18 protein-coding genes are annotated in these 17,823 nt (G+C 38.1%); all 18 read left to right on the top strand.

The window, feature by feature from the left end; translation table 11 throughout:
* Position 1: 1 nt before the first annotated feature.
* A complete protein-coding gene (locus ABP870_RS05095) occupies positions 2-1,909 on the top strand; it encodes an alginate lyase family protein (RefSeq protein ID WP_350014388.1) in 1,908 nt (635 codons plus the stop codon).
* 93 nt (positions 1,910-2,002) lie between these two features.
* Positions 2,003-3,004 (top strand): LacI family DNA-binding transcriptional regulator, encoded by a 1,002-nt coding sequence (locus tag ABP870_RS05090; RefSeq protein ID WP_350014387.1) that lies wholly within the window; start codon positions 2,003-2,005, stop codon positions 3,002-3,004.
* Between the two features lie 1,049 nt (positions 3,005-4,053).
* Positions 4,054-4,581: a YqeG family HAD IIIA-type phosphatase gene (locus ABP870_RS05085; RefSeq protein WP_335339152.1), complete on the top strand. Its 528-nt coding sequence runs from the start codon at positions 4,054-4,056 to the stop codon at positions 4,579-4,581.
* On the top strand, positions 4,581-5,699 hold the full coding sequence (gene yqeH, locus ABP870_RS05080; protein ID WP_350014386.1) for a ribosome biogenesis GTPase YqeH: 1,119 nt from the start codon (positions 4,581-4,583) through the stop codon (positions 5,697-5,699). Before ABP870_RS05085 ends, yqeH begins: the two co-directional genes overlap by 1 nt.
* Positions 5,700-5,720: 21 nt before the next feature.
* A complete protein-coding gene (gene yhbY, locus ABP870_RS05075; protein WP_350014385.1) occupies positions 5,721-6,041 on the top strand; it encodes a ribosome assembly RNA-binding protein YhbY in 321 nt (106 codons plus the stop codon).
* Between the two features lie 39 nt (positions 6,042-6,080).
* Positions 6,081-6,713, top strand: a complete 633-nt coding sequence (locus tag ABP870_RS05070; RefSeq protein WP_350014384.1) for a nicotinate-nucleotide adenylyltransferase — start codon at positions 6,081-6,083, stop codon at positions 6,711-6,713.
* Positions 6,710-7,303 (top strand): bis(5'-nucleosyl)-tetraphosphatase (symmetrical) YqeK, encoded by a 594-nt coding sequence (gene yqeK, locus ABP870_RS05065; RefSeq protein WP_350014383.1) that lies wholly within the window; start codon positions 6,710-6,712, stop codon positions 7,301-7,303. Before ABP870_RS05070 ends, yqeK begins: the two co-directional genes overlap by 4 nt.
* A gap of 6 nt (positions 7,304-7,309) precedes the next feature.
* Positions 7,310-7,663 (top strand): ribosome silencing factor, encoded by a 354-nt coding sequence (gene rsfS, locus ABP870_RS05060; RefSeq protein ID WP_350014382.1) that lies wholly within the window; start codon positions 7,310-7,312, stop codon positions 7,661-7,663.
* Between the two features lie 136 nt (positions 7,664-7,799).
* The gene (locus tag ABP870_RS05055) at positions 7,800-8,543 is read left to right on the top strand and encodes a class I SAM-dependent DNA methyltransferase (RefSeq protein ID WP_350014444.1); all 744 of its coding nucleotides are present in this window, start codon (positions 7,800-7,802) and stop codon (positions 8,541-8,543) included.
* 10 nt (positions 8,544-8,553) lie between these two features.
* Positions 8,554-9,654, top strand: coding sequence for a nucleotidyltransferase (locus ABP870_RS05050; RefSeq protein ID WP_350014381.1), 1,101 nt, complete (start codon positions 8,554-8,556; stop codon positions 9,652-9,654).
* 101 nt (positions 9,655-9,755) lie between these two features.
* Positions 9,756-10,472: a YebC/PmpR family DNA-binding transcriptional regulator gene (locus tag ABP870_RS05045; protein ID WP_350014380.1), complete on the top strand. Its 717-nt coding sequence runs from the start codon at positions 9,756-9,758 to the stop codon at positions 10,470-10,472.
* 472 nt (positions 10,473-10,944) lie between these two features.
* Positions 10,945-11,730 (top strand): transporter substrate-binding domain-containing protein, encoded by a 786-nt coding sequence (locus ABP870_RS05040; RefSeq protein WP_350014379.1) that lies wholly within the window; start codon positions 10,945-10,947, stop codon positions 11,728-11,730.
* A gap of 739 nt (positions 11,731-12,469) precedes the next feature.
* Positions 12,470-12,895 carry a PTS sugar transporter subunit IIA gene (locus tag ABP870_RS05035; RefSeq protein WP_350014378.1) on the top strand — a complete coding sequence of 142 codons (426 nt, stop codon included), beginning with the start codon at positions 12,470-12,472 and terminating at the stop codon, positions 12,893-12,895.
* A 21-nt stretch (positions 12,896-12,916) separates the two neighbouring features.
* Positions 12,917-13,408, top strand: coding sequence for a PTS system mannose/fructose/N-acetylgalactosamine-transporter subunit IIB (locus ABP870_RS05030; protein ID WP_350014377.1), 492 nt, complete (start codon positions 12,917-12,919; stop codon positions 13,406-13,408).
* A 19-nt stretch (positions 13,409-13,427) separates the two neighbouring features.
* Positions 13,428-14,237 (top strand): PTS mannose/fructose/sorbose/N-acetylgalactosamine transporter subunit IIC, encoded by an 810-nt coding sequence (locus tag ABP870_RS05025; RefSeq protein WP_350014376.1) that lies wholly within the window; start codon positions 13,428-13,430, stop codon positions 14,235-14,237.
* Complete coding sequence (locus ABP870_RS05020; RefSeq protein ID WP_350014375.1) at positions 14,234-15,061, top strand: PTS system mannose/fructose/sorbose family transporter subunit IID; 828 nt, start codon at positions 14,234-14,236, stop codon at positions 15,059-15,061. Before ABP870_RS05025 ends, ABP870_RS05020 begins: the two co-directional genes overlap by 4 nt.
* Positions 15,062-15,418: 357 nt before the next feature.
* Entirely contained in the window at positions 15,419-17,062 is a 1,644-nt protein-coding gene (locus ABP870_RS05015; protein WP_350014374.1) for a sensor histidine kinase, read from the top strand.
* Positions 17,055-17,816 (top strand): response regulator transcription factor, encoded by a 762-nt coding sequence (locus ABP870_RS05010; RefSeq protein ID WP_350014373.1) that lies wholly within the window; start codon positions 17,055-17,057, stop codon positions 17,814-17,816. Before ABP870_RS05015 ends, ABP870_RS05010 begins: the two co-directional genes overlap by 8 nt.
* The last annotated feature ends 7 nt before the right edge of the window (positions 17,817-17,823 follow it).

Below are 17,823 nucleotides of genomic sequence, written 5' to 3'. Positions count from 1 at the left end.
TATGAACAAAGAGCGTGCGAAATGGTTTTTTAGTAACCATGACAGTTCCTTTAGTAGACAGTATATTTTGAAACATCACAAGGAATCGTACGAATCTATTAGAGAATCTGTCGATTTATTGTTGGATAATACATTTGTATTCAATGGTAACTGGGATATGGAGCCCTGTCATATTCCTTATCGATTGAGTGAGTTGTGCTGGGATCAAGCCGTGACTGATGATAATGAATGGAATTATATGTTAAATAGGCAAAGTTATTTGTTAAACTTTCTTATTGTACACTTAGTTGAAGATGACTACCGTTATATCGGTAAGTTAAAAGAGATGATGTTTCATTGGATTGATTGTGATTTTGAATTGAAACCAGAGTCATTAACAAGTCGTACGTTAGACACAGCTATTAGGTGTTTGGTTTGGTTGAAAGTTGTTTTGTACTTACAACGTGATCGACTAATAAAGTCAGACGAATTAGTCAAAATTTTAGGTTCTGTTAAAAAACAACTTCAATTTTTGCAGGACCATTATATTGAAAAGTACAGTTTGAGCAATTGGGGAGTATTTCAGACGGTAGCAATATTAACTTGGCTGTATTATTTTGAAGATGAGTTTGACATGCCAGAGCTAAGGGCTTTTGCAGAAGATGAGTTAGAAGAACAATTAAGATTGCAGATTTTAGAAGATGGGACTCAGTATGAACAATCGATCATGTACCATGTCGAAGTTTACAAAGCATTGCTTGATCTTGCTATCTTTGTACCAGATTATAAAAATCGTTTAATAGCTGTGCTTGAAAAAATGGCCCATTACATCGTGATGATGACTGGTCCAGATCACCATCAGATAGCATTTGGAGATAGCGATGTGACGGATACGCGTGATATTTTGACATTATCAGCTTTAGTCCTGAAGTCTGGGCAATTAAAAACATATGGTTATTGCAAGGTTAATATTGAAAGCTTAATGTATTTTGGAAAAATAGCTGTCCAGCACTATCAACAGATTGAGGCTGAACCTGAGCGAGCGCAAATAAGTCTATTTGATTGTAGCGGACATATTTGCTTTAAAGAGCCGCAGAGGTATTTGTTTTTTAAGTGTGGTCCATTAGGTAGTGCCCATAGTCACAGCGATCAAAATAGCTTATGTCTCTATGACAGGGGTGTGCCCATTATTATTGATCCGGGGCGCTACACCTATCGAGAAGACTCGATACGTTATTGGTTAAAAAGTTCAAAGAGTCATTCGACTTGTTTCATTAAGGATAAAAATTTAGAAGAAATAACAGATTCTTGGAGCTATGCCAAATATCCGACAGCAAACCATGTATCGCTGACTCAGCAGGATGATGTGTTTTTAATGGAAGGGCTTTACTCAACTGATATTTGCGGAAAACCGTTCATGCATAACCGACTTATTTTGGGATTACCAAACCATGTCACGCTTATTGTTGATGAAATCAGCCATCCGGGAAAGCATGATTTGGAAAGTCAATTTATCTTAGACAAGGATGTTACCATCAATCATCATAGGGTTAATCAGCTGTATTTTCACAGCGCTGTTCCATTTAATGAGGATACTTGCTTGATTTCTAAACGCTATAATCAGTTAGTAGACAGTAAGAGACTTTATAAAACCATATCATTTGAAGATAATAGTCAAGACTATACTTTGATAGCCGATCACAATTGTCGAGTGACTGAGTTACCGTTGATTCAGACAGGTTCTGAAAAGCCACTGAAGAATGGCCTAGCTTGGGAAATTGTCGACAGTGACCATCATTATCTTGTTGGCGTAATGGTAAGTGATATTTTGACAGGGGATAAACTCTATAAAATAAAAGGACGTAAATGTCGGGGGAAAGTAGTTGTATTTGATATTAAAAACTCTCGCTATTATCGTTTAAAAAGTTAGTTGTTACAAGCATTATCAAGTTTTTGTCTTGTGAAAATGTGGTATACTAAATGGGATATAATAGTATTAATAAAGTGAGGAGGGAGAATAAGTTTGCCAAAAAAAGTTACGATAACTGACATCGCGCAATTATCAGAGACGTCTAAGACTACGGTATCATTTTACTTAAATCACAAATTTGAAAAGATGTCAGAAGAAACTCGTCAGCGTATTGAAAAAGCTATCCAAAAAACTGGTTATAGACCTAGTGTTATTGCAAGGAGCATGAACTCTAAGCGAACCCATCTAATTGGTGTTCTCATTGGAGATATAACGAATACCTTTTCCAATCAAATTGTAAAAGGTATTGAAACAGTTACCAAAGAAAAAGGCTACCAAGTTATCATCGGTAATAGTAATTATGACTCTAAAAATGAAGATCATTACATTGAAAACATGCTTAATTTAGGTGTTGATGGATTTATCATCCAACCAACATCGAATTTTAGGAAATACTCAAGAATTATTAGAGAAAAAGAAAAAGCGATGGTTTTTTTTGATAGTCAATTATATGAACATCGGACAAATTGGGTGAAAACGAATAACTATGATGCTGTTTATGATATGGTACAAGTCAGTATCGAAAAAGGCTATACTGATTTTGTGATGGTTACAGCAGATACTAGTTTATTAAGTACACGAATCGAACGTGCTTCAGGTTTTATAGATGCTTTATCTGAGAAGAACTATGACTATCAAAAATTAATTATCAATCAAGACGATGCTGATGAAGCTTTGCTCGAAGACTTCTTGGACAAACATATCAATAGAGCCAATAACACTTTGGTTTTTGTCCCCAATTGCTGGGCACTACATATGGTATTTAGTGTCATGAAAAAGTTGGACTTCGAGATGCCAAAGATTGGTTTGGTTGGTTTCGATAATTTGGAATGGACCAATTTTTCATCTCCAACAGTAACAACAATCGTTCAGCCTGCGTATGCTGAAGGCCGTGAAGCTGCTGAAATATTGATTGGTGAGATAGAAGAAACGACATCGGAGGAAAAACAAAAAATCTTTGATTGTAGTATTGAATGGAAGGGTTCTACCTTGTAAGTATTATAAGAATGCTTGACAGCATTCATTATGACTTTAGTTAGTATGTAGCTTGGTTTGTTTGATGGCACAATTGAGAATTTTCTGGCTCAATCTTACTGGCTAAGGTCAGAGCTATTTTTTGAGCTGTTTAATACATCATCTTAGATGGATGAGGAGATATTCGGGGAAGGACATCTTGATTAGGGTGCTGCTTCTCCTTTAAAGAAGGACTAAGAAAGTTCAGACTAGATGATATAGGAATAGAGCAGCTGCAAATAGTCGATATTGAGGTCATACTTCTAATGGAGGTGAGTTCTGTCACTATTAAGGAAAAGACACAAGTCCATTTGACAGCTAAGCACAATTCATTGGTAAAAACGAGGTCAAGTCTCACAGTTCAAAAACCTTATTTAAAAATAGCAGATCAGAAGGGAGATAGCCCTTGTAAGCGATAGATAACGTGTAAATGCAAGATTTGATGATAAAAAATAAACTCTTAGAAAGGATGATATCATAAGCTTTCTGAGAGTTTTCTTTCCCAAAATAAATGAAAAAAGAAAAGAAAATAGTTCAAAACGACTGTTGTCCAAATCTGCATGTCTTACAAAGGAGGATTTACGTTGATTTTGGATTTAGAATAGTGTCATCAGCTTATATTTGGATAATTAAAACATGTATCTACTGACAAGACAGTTCTTGCTTGCTGGACTCGTCTCAAAGTGAGTTATCCTTTTAGTTACCTCTACAAAGTTCTTTAACGGTGGATAGGGTTAACTAAACAATAAAAAAACGTTGATTTAATAGGCTTTAGAGCACGACAAACGCATGAAGGATTTTTGGCAAGAAAATAAAGTTTTCTGTATTTCAATGTTCAGAATTTACAAAAATAGTAGCCATGTTTAAGCGTTTTTCCTATAGCGAAAACGCTTAGATAAAATATTTTTATCTATACTATAATTCGGAAATAACTGTTTCATGCGTTTGTCGTGGCTTTAGTGGTGTTTGTTTTACTATATTCAGGTTGCGTGCTATAATAAGGAGTAATATTATATTTTTTGGAGAATATATTGGCTATTGAAGATTATAGGCCGGACCATGTGGTTGAGGCTGTTTATGATTTGCGGGCGGACGATTTGCTTCGCCAAGGTATTCGTGCGGTCTTGGTAGATTTGGATAATACTTTGATTGCCTGGAATAACCCTGATGGTACCGATGAGCTGCGAGCTTGGTTGGATGAAATGACTCAGGCGGATATTCCAGTGGTTGTGGTGTCAAATAACAATCACGCGCGTGTTAAGCAAGCAGTGGAACGGTTTGGTGTTGACTTTGTTAGTCGGGCCTTGAAGCCATTTACACGTGGCATTGATATTGCTATTGGGCGCTATGGCTTTGATAAATCAGAAGTTGTTATGGTTGGTGATCAATTGATGACAGATATTCGAGCAGCCCATCGCGCAGGTATCCGTTCTATTTTGGTGAAACCAATCGTATCATCTGATGCTTGGAATACAAAAATCAATCGTGCGAGAGAACGCCGTGTCTGGGCAAGATTGGAAGAAAAATACGGTAAAATGATCTATCAAAAAGGAATTTAATGGAAGAATTAATATGTATTGGCTGTGGCGCCATTATCCAAACGCAGAATAAAGAAAAAGCAGGATTTACTCCTAAAAGCGCTCTAGAAAAAGGACTTGAAACAGGTGAACTCTATTGTCAACGTTGTTTCAGATTACGTCATTATAATGAAATAGTTGATGTCAATATTTCGGATGACGAGTTTTTAAAACTCTTACATGAAGTCGGTGATAGCGATGCCTTGGTTGTCAATGTCATAGATATTTTTGACTTTAATGGTTCTGTGATTCCTGGCCTGCCTCGATTTGTATCGGGAAATGATGTTCTTCTTGTTGGGAATAAAAAAGATATTTTACCTAAGTCAGTTAAAGATGCTAAGGTGACACAATGGCTGACTGAAAGAGCTCATGAAGAAGGTTTTAGACCTGTTGATACTATTTTAACGAGTGCACAAAACAAAACAGCTATTCGCGAGTTGATTGCTGCCATCGAAAAATATCGCCGCGGACGCGATGTTTTTGTGGTTGGAGTAACCAATGTCGGTAAATCAACCCTCATCAATGCTATTATTCAAGAAATTACTGGTGACAAAGATGTGATTACTACCTCACGCTTCCCAGGGACAACGCTTGATAAGATTGAAATTCCGCTTGACGATGGTTCCTACATCTATGATACGCCAGGGATTATTCATCGTCATCAAATGGCGCATTACCTGACAGCTAAAAACCTTAAATATATCAGCCCCAAAAAGGAAATCAAACCTAAAACCTATCAGCTGAATTCAGAGCAAACCCTCTTTTTAGGTGGTTTGGGACGTTTTGACTTTGTTTCAGGTCAAAAGCAAGGTTTTACTGCTTATTTCGATAATAATTTAGAACTACACCGTACCAAATTAGATGGAGCAGATGCTTTTTATGAAAAGCACGCAGGAAGTCTCTTGACGCCACCATCTAACAAGGAAAAAGCTGATTTTCCAAAATTAGTTCGCCATGAGTTCACTGTCAAAGACAAAACGGATATTGTCTTTTCGGGGCTTGGCTGGATTCGTGTCAACACGACTCAAGAAAATCCGACAGTCGTCGCCGCTTGGGCACCAGAAGGTGTATCAGTGCTGGTCCGAAAAGCTTTGATTTAATAATAGAAAAAGAAAGATTTTATGTCACTAACAAGTAAACAACGTGCCTTCTTGAAATCAGAAGCGCATTCTCTAAAGCCCATTATTCAAATTGGAAAAAACGGTCTCAATGACCACATTAAAACCAGTGTTCGTCAGGCTTTGGATGCGCGTGAATTGATTAAAGTAACACTTCTTCAAAATACTGATGAAGATATTCATGATGTCGCTGAAACATTAGAAGATGAAATCGGCTGTGATACCGTTTTAAAAATTGGCCGCATCTTAATTCTCTTTAAAGAATCAGCCAAAAAGGAAAATCGTAAACTCTCACCAAAAGTAAAAGCCTTAAAATCAAACTAAACAACATAAACAATCAATCGTATCGTGTAAGGAGTAGCTATGCCCATTGAGCTCTTAACTCCCTTTACCAAAGTGGAGCTAGAAGAAGAGAAAAAAGAAACTGACCGCAAGCAAGTCGGTATTTTAGGGGGAAACTTTAACCCTGTTCATAATGCTCACTTAGTAGTCGCAGACCAGGTTCGTCAACAACTAGGATTGGATCAAGTTTATCTCATGCCTGAGTTTGAGCCACCACATGTAGATCATAAAGAAACTATTGATGAGAAGCATCGGCTTAAAATGTTGGAATTGGCCATTCAAGATGTTCAAGGTTTAGCTATTGAAACCATTGAACTCGAACGCAAGGGCATTTCATATACTTATGAAACGATGGCGCTTCTTATTGAGAAGAATCCTGATGTGGATTACTACTTTATTATTGGTGCCGATATGGTTGATTATTTGCCAAAATGGCATAAAATTGATGAACTGGTCCAAATGGTTCAGTTTGTTGGTGTTCAACGTCCTAAATACAAGGCAGGAACCTCCTATCCAGTCATCTGGGTTGACGTTCCACTCTTGGATATTTCCTCAAGCATGATTCGCGATTACATCAAAAAAGGTCGTCAGCCTAATTATCTCCTTCCAAAGCCAGTCTTGGATTATATCAAAGAAGAAGGACTTTACCAATGAGTTACCAATCCTACACAACTTATAGCAGAGACCAGCTGTTGGAAAAGCTGCAGTCAGTTATGAGTGCCAAACGCTTTGCGCACGTCTTAGGAGTAGAGCAAGCAGCGATCAATCTAGCTCGTTTAAACAACTACGATGAAGTTAAAGCGGGCTTGGCAGGGTTACTACATGATTACGCCAAGGAAAGTTCTGACCAGGAGTTTTTACAGCTGATTGATAGACATCACTTGGACCCTGATTTAAAACAGTGGAATAATAATATCTGGCATGGTGTGGTTGGCATCTATAAAATCCAAGAAGAGCTTGGGTTAACAGATCCAGATGTTTTGCGTGCCATTGAAATTCACACCATTGGCGATGCAGAAATGACAACCTTGGATAAAATTGTTTATGTGGCTGATTATATTGAACACAATCGTGATTTTCCTTTGGTTGCAAAAGCCCGTGAAATTGCACAGCAGAATCTTGATCAAGCAGTGGCTTACGAAACGATTAATACCGTAGCCTTTCTGGCTCAAAAAGCGCAGCCTATTTACCCAAAAACCATCGAAACTTACAACAGTTTTGTGAAGTATATGAAGGAAGTTTAATAAAGAATGAACAAAACAGAATTACTTGAATTGGTAGTCAAAGCAGCTGATGAAAAACGAGGAGAAGATATTCTCGTCCTTGACTTAGCTGAATTGACCAGTGTGACGGACTATTTCGTTATTGTTAGCTCAACTAACAGCCGTCAACTAGAGGCTATTGCGGATAACGTCCGTGAGAAAGTTAAAGAGGCTGGTGGAGACCCTAGTCACATCGAAGGCGATAGTAAGACGGGATGGGTTCTCTTGGACCTTAACGATATTGTGGTTCACATTTTCTCAGAAGATGAACGATTCCACTACAACCTTGAAAAACTGTGGCATGAAGCACCAGAAGTGGATGTCGCAGAATATCTTGCATAAACTATAAAAAATAAACCTTGCTAAAAAGCAAGGTTTTTGAGAATAGAAAGGAAAAGTAGCTTGTCTTTTTAGTCGATCTGAAGGCTTGTTAAAGACTCTTGGCAGCATAAATGCTGTCCTAGCTGCGCTTTGTATCATGATTAAAAACTACGAGACCTTTGCATCGGTTTACGATGCCATCATGGATGATTCTTTATATGATTTGTGGACAGATTTTTCACTGCGTCATTTACCCAAATCTAAACATCGAAAGAAATTACTAGAGTTGGCCTGTGGAACTGGCATTCAGTCTGTTCGTTTCTCACAAGCTGGGTTTGATGTTACTGGCTTAGATTTGAGTCAAGAGATGTTGGATATTGCTCAAAAACGTGCTCTGTCAGCTAAGCAACATATTGCTTTTCAACAAGGCAATATGTTAGATTTATCAAAGGCTGGTATGTTTGATTTTGTGACGTGTTATTCAGATTCTATCTGTTATATGCAGGACGAAGTTGATGTTGGAGATGTCTTTAAGCAGGTTTACGATTGCTTGAATGATGACGGTGTCTTTATCTTTGATGTCCACTCAACCTATCAAATAGATGAGGTTTTTCCAGGTTATTCTTACCATGAAAATGCGGAAGAATTTGCCATGGTTTGGGACTCTTTTGAAGATGAAGCGCCTCATTCGGTGGTTCACGAGTTAACCTTCTTTATCCAAGATGAAGATGGTCGTTTCACACGCTTTGACGAAGTCCACGAAGAACGTACTTATGATATTTTGACTTACGATATCCTCCTTGAACAAGCTGGCTTTAAATCCTTCAAACTCTACGCTGACTTTGAAGATAAAGAACCGACGGAAACGAGTAAGAGATGGTTTTTCGTAGCTCAAAAATAGTGAGGTTATCATGGTAGTTACCGGTATTATCGCTGAATTTAATCCTTTCCACAATGGGCACAAATACTTATTGCGACAAGCCAAAGGTCTTAAGATAGTAGCTATGTCTGGAAATTTCATGCAGCGTGGCGAACCTGCTCTTGTGGATAAGTGGACCAGAGCCGAGATGGCTTTGGAAAATGGAGCAGATCTAGTTGTTGAGTTACCCTTTTTAGTGTCTGTCCAATCTGCCGATTATTTTGCGAAAGGGGCAGTGAACATTCTATCGCAGTTGGGGGTTGACCAGCTAGCTTTTGGTACGGAAGAACTGATTGACTATAATCATATGGCTGAGATTTATGTGACAAAGCAAAAGGACATACAGGCTTATCTTGCCTCCTTGCCAGATCATCTGACTTATCCTCAAAAAAGCCAACAGATGTGGGAGGCTTTTACGGGCATTTCTTTTACGGGAAATACGCCAAATCACATTCTGGGATTGGCTTATACCAAGGCTTGTGCCATTAGAGGGATGAGTTTACAGCCTATCAAACGCCTTGGAGCAGGTTTTCATTCAGAAAGTAAAAAGGAATCTATCGCATCAGCAACAGCTATCCGTCTGCACAGAAATGACTATGACTTTGTGGAAAAGTCAGTACCAAATTATAAACTATTACAGGCTTGTCCACAAGTTTCTTGGGATAACTATTTTCAGTTGTTGACATACCAAATGTTGACGCATCCTGATTTGACTAAAGTCTTTCAAGTTAATGATGAATTGGCTAGTCGGATACGATCAGCTATCAAATCAGCTTCGTCTCTCGAAGACCTTGTGGATAAGGTATCGACAAAACGGTTTACCAAGGCTAGGGTTAGACGGGTGTTAACATACATTTTAGTTAATGCTGTGGAAAAACCATTACCAGAAGCTATTCGGCTTTTAGGATTTTCCCAACAAGGACAGGAACACTTGAAAAGTGTGAAAAAGTCTGTGGATATTGTCAGTCGTATTGGGGTTAAAACTTGGGATGAAACCACTCAAAGAGCAGATGCTATCTATCAACTAGGGCATCCTGAACTCAAGGAACAGAATTTTGGAAGAATTCCACTTGGAATTAAATCTAATCATTGATCCCAGTGAAATTTTACGAAATCCTGCCAAAGTGCTATAATAATAAAGTCATTGGTTCTTATTTTAAACCAAAATCATAACAAATATACGAGGTGAATCCCATGGGACGTAAGTGGGCAAATATTGTTGCAAAGAAAACAGCTAAAGATGGTGCAACATCTAAGGTTTATGCTAAATTTGGTGTTGAAATTTACGTAGCCGCTAAGCAAGGCGATCCAGATCCTGAGACTAACTCAGCATTGAAGTTCGTTATCGACCGCGCTAAGCAGGCGCAAGTACCAAAACACGTAATTGATAAAGCGATTGATAAAGCCAAAGGTAACACTGATGAAACGTTCGTAGAAGGTCGTTACGAAGGTTTTGGACCTAACGGTTCTATGATTATCGTTGATACTTTGACCTCAAATGTTAATCGTACGGCAGCTAATGTTCGTGCAGCATACGGTAAAAATGGTGGCAACATGGGTGCTGCTGGTTCTGTTTCATATATGTTCGATAAAAAAGGTGTTATCGTTTTTGCTGGTAATGATGCTGACGCAGTATTTGAGCAGTTACTAGAAGCTGATGTCGAAGTGGATGATGTGGAAGAACATGAAGGAACCATCACTGTTTACACAGCGCCAACTGATCTTCACAAAGGACTTGAAGCCCTTCGCCAATCAGGTGTTGAAGAATTCCAAGTAACAGAGCTTGAGATGATTCCACAATCTGAAGTAGTGCTTGAGGGGGAAGAGTTAGCAACATTCGAAAAACTCGTGGATGCTCTTGAAGATGACGACGATGTTCAAAAAGTTTACCACAATGTGGCAGATTTCTAATAAAAGAAGAATGCTTGAGCCTTTCAAGTTGAAGAAAATGCTCGAAAAAAGCTTTTTCTTCAACTTTTTTATTTGGAGGAAAATCCTCATAAAGAAGCCCTAAGTCAACCGTTCTAAGAGTTTGTTTTTCTATAATCAACTCTTATCGTAAAGTGAATCAAAAAATAGGACAGCTCCGATATGCTATTAGTAGGGCGTGTCCACTAGATTTTCATAAAACAAGATAGAAAAGTGTTGCCTAATGGCAATGCTTTTTTGTAACATTTTAGTCCTTTTCTTGTTCCAATTTACGGTAGATGGTCAATGTCTCAACCGTCTAGAAGAATGATTGGTATCTTGAGAGTTCTAGATTTCTTTTTTGGTTATAACTCTTTTTGATAACTTATCATAACAAATAAGCATTAGTCACTTGCTTCGAACTTTGTTATGATATCAACTAAACCTATGATAATAACAGAAATGGAGATTGTCTATGAAGAAGCTATTTTTAGGCTTAACGATTGTGACTGGTTTAGTCATATCGCCCCTAGCACAGGCCAAGGAGAAAGAGGTAGTGGTAGCAACAGCGGGAGATATTCGTCCGTTTTCTTTTGAAAAGAAAGGACAGCTGACGGGATATGATATTGAGGTTTTAAAAGCGGCAGACAAGTTGATGGATGACTATCGTTTTACCTATAAGAAGACCAGTTGGGAAAGTATCTTTGTTGGTTTAGACAGTGGCCATTACCAAGTCGCAGCTAATAACTTAAGTTATACCAAAGAGCGTGCGGATAAGTATCTTTATTCTAAACCGATTGCAACCAATCCATTAGTTCTTGTGAGTCCCAATAATGCCAAAGTGAATCAACTCAATCATATTGGTGGATTAACAACACAAGATGATACAGGGACGTCAACAGCTAAATTAGTGTCAGATTGGAATAAGAAGCACAAGGATAATCCTTCAACAATTGATTATTCTGGTGAGGATGTCTCTAAAAGGTTACTGGATTTGGAAAATGGCGAATTTGACTACTTAATCTTCGATAAAATATCAGTTGAAACGATTATAAAACAGAAAAGCTTGGATTTACACGTCACTGACATTAAGAGTAAAGATAATCCAAATAATTATATTATTTTTGCAGATGATCAAAAAGCCCTACAAAAATCTTTTAATGGTGCTTTAGAAAAACTTCAAGATTCAGGCAAATTAAAAGAATTGAGTAAAGTCCATCTAGGTGGTAACTACCTTGCTCGTTCCAAAACTAATCGTTAGACAAAGTTATAAAATAGCATCCTCTAATAGGACAGAAAGATAGCCTAAGTCGTAAAGGGTTTGTATTTCTAGTTCTTACTCATCGTGATAGAATGGTTTTCGGATTTTCTAGTTGAGTGTGGCAGTGTTGATAAAGGGCTCTTTTTACTTTTTCTTAAGCTTAATACGACTTTCCAAAGAAAAAATAAGGCAGTGCTTAACTAAAGTCATTGTCTTTTTTTTGCTTCTTTGTTAATGTTGGCAGACTATCTGAAGCTTATACCTTCAAAAATCAAAAGCCTACCTTATTGGCTTAATTTGATGAACGTTAGTTCTATCTGCATCGGTCTTGCCTAGTCTCTTTTTTTATTTTCATTGAGTATCTGATGAGATGAGATCCGAGTAGTCTTTTGGTGATTGGTTGTTTGCAGTGGTTTCCTTAGAAAAGGAAACTGCTTGTTGCGAGTGACTGGCTTTAGAGACGGAAATGCTAAGTCTTAACATTAATTATCACCTTAACTCAAAAGTTGCTAAGAGTAAGCGTCAGAAGATAGCAGATTCTGGTTTTTTTAGCATCATTGTTGGGACGATTGACGGCGGTATTTGAAATGACTAAAAATATAGAATAAGAGTCTTTGTGGAGAATAGTCCACATTTCATCAAGGATTGGTCATGGTAAAAACGCTTACATCTGTTACAATAAAGGCATATTAATACATCTCACAAAGAGTCTAGAATTGTTTTTTAGAAGGAGGAAGCTATGAAACGACGTTATTTAATCGCAAGCCATGGTCATTTAGCCAGTGGTCTTCAACATTCACTGCAGATATTGACGGGACGCGGTGAAGAATTTACGGTTATTGATGCCTATGTAGATGATAGCGACTATACTGACATTTTAGTAGGATTTGTTAATCAACTACATGAAGATGAACAAGGGCTTATTTTTACTGACTTACTAGGGGGAAGCGTGAACCAAAAAGTGGTTCAAACATTGATGGATAACCCTAAAGACAATGTCTTTTTAATCTCAAATATAAACCTAGCCACTATTTTGTCATTAGCCTATGCTAAACCAGATGAAGCACTGACGTTGGAAGACATTCATCAAGTCATTGCAGAATCACAAGTGACGGCTGTTGATTTAGCGTTGAATAACAATGACGAAGCTGATTTTTTTGACTAATACTAAAACGAGGAGAAGAAAATGATTACACAAATTCGCGTAGATGATCGTCTCATTCATGGACAAGTTGCAGTTGTCTGGACCAAGGAATTGAACGCTCCACTATTAGTGGTTGCTAATGATGAAGCAGCAACAAATGAAATTACCCAAATGACTCTGAAGATGGCAGTTCCAAATGGGATGAAATTGCTTATTCGCTCAGTAGAAGACGCTATCGCTGTTTTCAATGACCCGCGTGCCAAAGACAAACGTATTTTTGTAATAGTCAACACTATCAGAGATGCGACTGAAATTGCTAAAAAAGTACCAAGCGTAGAGACGGTGAATGTAGCGAATGTAGGCCGTTTTGATAAGTCTGATCCTGCTTCAAAAGTAAAATTAGCTTCTAGTTTATTGTTGAATCCAGATGAACTTGAGGCAGCTAAGGAATTGGTTAGCTTATCTCATGTAGACTCTTATAATCAGATTTTACCGACAAATACTAAAGTCAGTTTAGCACAATTGCTAGACTAGAAAGAGAGGTTAGTAATATATGTTAATACCTGCAACTATGGCAGCCTTAGCTGTTTTAATCTGTTTTGGGGGGAACTATTTAACAGGTCAGAGTATGATGGAGCGTCCGCTTGTTGTTGGTTTGGTGACAGGCTTGCTTTTAGGTGATATGAAGACTGGTATTTTACTCGGTGCCTCTTTGGAAGCACTGTTCCTTGGAAATGTTAATATTGGTGGTGTTATTGCTGCAGAGCCTGTAACAGCAACAGCCATGGCGACAACTTTTGCCATTGTTTCCAATATTGACCAAAAAGCAGCGATGACCTTAGCTGTCCCTATCGGTATGCTAGCGGCTTTTGTTGTTATGTTTTTGAAGAATGTTTTCATGAATATTTTTGCACCAATGGTCGATAAAGCAGCAGCAGAAAATAATCAGCGGGCTTTAGTTGGTCTCCATTATGGAACATGGATTATCTATTATTTGATTATCGCTATGATTTCCTTTATCGGTATTTTAGTGGGAAGTGGACCTGTTAATAGTTTTGTTGAAAATATTCCTCAACCATTGATGAATGGCTTGAGTGCAGCTGGTGGCTTGCTTCCTGCAGTTGGTTTTGCCATGTTGATGAAGTTACTTTGGTCCAATAAACTAGCTGTCTTTTACCTATTAGGCTTTATTTTAACCGCTTATTTACAATTGCCTGCGGTAGCTGTGGCTGTACTGGGTGTGATTATCTGTGTGCTAGTCTCGCAACGCGACCTAGAACTTGATGCTATTGCCCGCGGAGCTAACCAAGTTACTACCACTTACGATTCAAAAGAAGCTGAAGAGGAGGACTTTTTTGCATGAAATCTCAAGAAAATCTAACCGTTGAAGAGAGAAAAATGTTGCGATCAGTCTTTTGGCGCTCATGGACGATGAATGCCAGTCGTACAGGTGCGACTCAATACCATGCTATCGGTGTTATCTATACCTTGTTACCCGTAATTAACCGTTTTTACAAAACGGATAAAGAAAAAGCCGAAGCTATCATCCGCCATACAACTTGGTTTAATGCTACCATGCATATCAATAATTTCATTATGGGTTTGGTAGCTTCCATGGAAAAGAAAAATAGTGAAGATCCTAACTTTGACCCTAGTTCTATTACAGCTGTCAAAGCTTCTCTTATGGGCCCTATCTCAGGTGTTGGTGATTCCTTTTTCTGGGGAATTCTACGTGTCATAGCTGCAGGGATCGGAATTTCTATAGCTAGCACAGGTTCTGCTATGGGAGCTGTTATTTTCCTACTTCTTTACAATGTTCCCGCCTTCTTAGTGCATTATTACAGTCTTTATAGTGGTTATTCTGTTGGAGCTAATTTCATTAAGAAATTATACGAATCTGGCGGTATGAAAATTGTCACTAAAACTTCAAGCATGTTAGGTTTGATGATGGTTGGATCGATGACGGCTTCCAGTGTTAAATTTAAAACCATTTTGACAGTCTCAGCTAAAGGTGCTAAGGAAGCGGCTGAAATTCAAACTTATCTTGACCAATTATTTGTGGGGATTGTGCCGTTAATAGTAACATTTGGTGCCTTTTGGTTACTTCGTAAAAAGGTTAATATCAACTGGATTATGTTCGGTATTATGTTACTTGGTATTGCTCTAGGCTTACTTGGTATTTGCTAATTTAATATGGTAAACGTTTGGGGTTTTGGTCTCAAACGTTTTTCTCTGGATAAAATAGCATCATATCAACTAAGAAAACATAACGAGAGACTTTTCAGGGTAGACGGCCCTTTGTTAGAGAATCAGTAAAGACTAGGTCATCTCATTTAATAAACATTTAAGGTGATATCGATGCCTATCAGCCAAAGTGATGTTTAAGAAGTGATGGAAAGAGTAGTTATAGGCGGTGGCTTATCTGACTTGAGTAGAAAATAGCCATGAAAGCAAAGGGGATACAGCAGGAAAAGGTGGTTCACCATTTCACTACCAATTTGCTATAATGAATATGGAAGCGTTTCAGACTAAGGTGGAAAATTTATGGAAGAAAAGTTTAAACTGACGTTACAAGAAGACATCGTTAAGCATTTTTCGCGTCAGGCACTATTGCTATCGGGGCTTTTAATTGCTTTGTTTTCATTTTTTGCGCTGGTCCCACAACAATATGGCATTTATCGTGATTCTAGACTCATCTCAAAAACATATAACAAGTTTGTGACGCATCACGAGCGTTTGCTGCGAGATCTTAGTCAAGGGGCTATCCAACAATACCTTTCCGATAAACCAGTCGAACGAGATGTTTATCGTGATTTCTATAGTGCACGGTCTTCGATGACCGTTCGATCAAATCTACTTGTTTTCAATGCTGAGCAAGATCTTCAGCTGATGACAGATAATCAGTTAACACCTTTAGCTCAGTCACTACAATTGAAATTGGTGATGAAACAAAGTAGTGATACCCCTATCAAGTCTACGGTTATTATAGATGGAGAGGGAAACCACTATCTTGCGATGATTGCTGCGATCAAGGCAAGGAATCGGTTAGTCGGTTATTCGGTCCTATTAATAAATGGAAATGATTTTTTGACGTTGTTAAAGTCATTAGATTCTCGATACCTTATTTTTGATGAGTATCAGTCGCCATTTTTGAGTAATAGTGACAGTTTTATGATGGGTAGTTTAGGAAAGGTTGATGAAACAATCCTGACTAAGCGGTTAATCTTTTCTAAGCAAAAAGCCTATCTGAGTCAAACCTCTTCCTTGGCACCTGCCATGACAGTCACTGTTTATCGGCAATTGCTACCTATAACAGCAATGTTGATATTTGCCCTGTGCCTATCAGCCAGTATTTTTGCTGTTTTGTTATGGCAATCGAAACAATTAGGAGATAAGATTGCGACTAAAAATTCGGTAGCGATTGAAACGTTGGTGTCAGAGATGGAGGCGGTTTCAAAAGGTGAAAAGAGAAGCATTGACTTAAAGACAGAGGACGAGTTTAGCTATTTGGCAGCTCAGATGAATCAGATGATCCAGCGCCTCTATCAATTGAGTCGAAAGGCTTTGCTATTGGAAAAGGAAAGACAAACCTTTGAAAGGCGTATGCTAGAAGCGCAATTTCATCCCCATTTCCTCTATAATACCTTGGAAACCATTTTAATCACCAGTCAATTTGATCCTAAGTTGACTGAAACGATTGTTCTTCGCTTAACGAGATTGTTGCGTTATAGCCTTAACCATGACCACCAACAAGAAACAATTGCTAATGACCTAGCCATTGTGGAGTCTTATTTGCAAATCAATCAAGTCCGTTTTGAAGAGCTGGATTATCAGCTGACTTATGATGATAATATCAAGGAGATAAGGATTCCTAAATTAGTACTATTGCCTCTTGTGGAAAATAGCATCAAATACGGCTACCGTTACCGCCATGACCTAGTGATTCACATCCATGTCAAAAAAGAAGCGGGTTATCTGTGGTTGAGCGTAGAGGATAATGGGCCAGGGATTAGTGAAGCGCGCCAGCAACAAGTCTTGGCTAATTTACAGACAATGGATAGTCATCATGGGGTTATTAACTCCTATCGTCGCTTGGTTCACCAATTTCATGATGTTGAGCTTCAATTCAATCGTACAGGCCTTGGCTTTGGGATCACATTTAAAGTAAGGGAGGATAATGGTGTATAAATTATTAATCGTAGAAGATGAGCATCTCATTCGAAAGTGGCTCAGGTATGCACTTGATTACGAAAGTTTGGGAATTATTGTGGTTGGGGAAGCAAAAGACGGCCAAGAAGGTGTGAAGCAAATCCATCAATTGAAGCCTGATATTGTGTTAACGGATATCAATATGCCGATCATGTCTGCTTTTGAGATGTTCGAAGCCACAAGAGACCTTACCTATGAAAAGATTATCTTATCTGGCTATGCTGACTTCAGTAACGCTAGAGAAGCGCTCCATTATGGGGCGGTTGAATTTTTGACGAAGCCTTTAGATAAAGAAGCCTTGTTCAGTTGTCTTAAGAAAATTATGTCTCAATTACGAGAAAGAGAGAAAGTCACTAGTCAAACAATTAGTCAAAGCTATGTTGATCTCCCTGTATTAACAGATAATATGCCTGAAGCTGTTGAATTGGTTGTCGCGTGGATTCATCAACACTATCAAGAAAAAATAACGATTGCGCAAATGGCTCATGATATTGGCTATAGTGAAAGTTATTTATATAATATGATCAAAAAATATTTACAGACGACGATTAACGACTACATCAATCAGTATCGTATTAGTCTAGCCATTCAACTATTGATGGACCAGCCTGATAAATTGGTTTACCAATTGGGAGAAGAGGTCGGTTATAATGATTACCGCTATTTCGATCGTGTTTTTAAAAAATACGTCGGTATGACCGTCAATCAATTTAAGAAACGACACACTGTATAACAATAGA

The sequence above is a fragment of the Streptococcus jiangjianxini genome (assembly GCF_040225085.1).
In the GTDB taxonomy this organism is placed as follows: Bacteria; Bacillota; Bacilli; order Lactobacillales; family Streptococcaceae; genus Streptococcus; species Streptococcus jiangjianxini.
This window is presented reverse-complemented; position numbering and strand designations above follow the sequence as displayed.

Bases quoted from the DNA above. Each gene is read 5' to 3' on its own strand.
- ABP870_RS05095 (WP_350014388.1), top strand. From the start codon at position 2: ATGAACAAAGAGCGTGCGAAATGGTTTTTTAGTAACCATGACAGTTCC.
- yqeH (WP_350014386.1), top strand. From the start codon at position 4,581: ATGGAAGAATTAATATGTATTGGCTGTGGCGCCATTATCCAAACGCAG.
- yhbY (WP_350014385.1), top strand. From the start codon at position 5,721: ATGTCACTAACAAGTAAACAACGTGCCTTCTTGAAATCAGAAGCGCAT.
- ABP870_RS05070 (WP_350014384.1), top strand. From the start codon at position 6,081: ATGCCCATTGAGCTCTTAACTCCCTTTACCAAAGTGGAGCTAGAAGAA.
- yqeK (WP_350014383.1), top strand. From the start codon at position 6,710: ATGAGTTACCAATCCTACACAACTTATAGCAGAGACCAGCTGTTGGAA.
- rsfS (WP_350014382.1), top strand. From the start codon at position 7,310: ATGAACAAAACAGAATTACTTGAATTGGTAGTCAAAGCAGCTGATGAA.
- ABP870_RS05055 (WP_350014444.1), top strand. From the start codon at position 7,800: ATGATTAAAAACTACGAGACCTTTGCATCGGTTTACGATGCCATCATG.
- ABP870_RS05050 (WP_350014381.1), top strand. From the start codon at position 8,554: ATGGTAGTTACCGGTATTATCGCTGAATTTAATCCTTTCCACAATGGG.
- ABP870_RS05045 (WP_350014380.1), top strand. From the start codon at position 9,756: ATGGGACGTAAGTGGGCAAATATTGTTGCAAAGAAAACAGCTAAAGAT.
- ABP870_RS05040 (WP_350014379.1), top strand. From the start codon at position 10,945: ATGAAGAAGCTATTTTTAGGCTTAACGATTGTGACTGGTTTAGTCATA.
- ABP870_RS05035 (WP_350014378.1), top strand. From the start codon at position 12,470: ATGAAACGACGTTATTTAATCGCAAGCCATGGTCATTTAGCCAGTGGT.
- ABP870_RS05030 (WP_350014377.1), top strand. From the start codon at position 12,917: ATGATTACACAAATTCGCGTAGATGATCGTCTCATTCATGGACAAGTT.
- ABP870_RS05025 (WP_350014376.1), top strand. From the start codon at position 13,428: ATGTTAATACCTGCAACTATGGCAGCCTTAGCTGTTTTAATCTGTTTT.
- ABP870_RS05020 (WP_350014375.1), top strand. From the start codon at position 14,234: ATGAAATCTCAAGAAAATCTAACCGTTGAAGAGAGAAAAATGTTGCGA.
- ABP870_RS05015 (WP_350014374.1), top strand. From the start codon at position 15,419: ATGGAAGAAAAGTTTAAACTGACGTTACAAGAAGACATCGTTAAGCAT.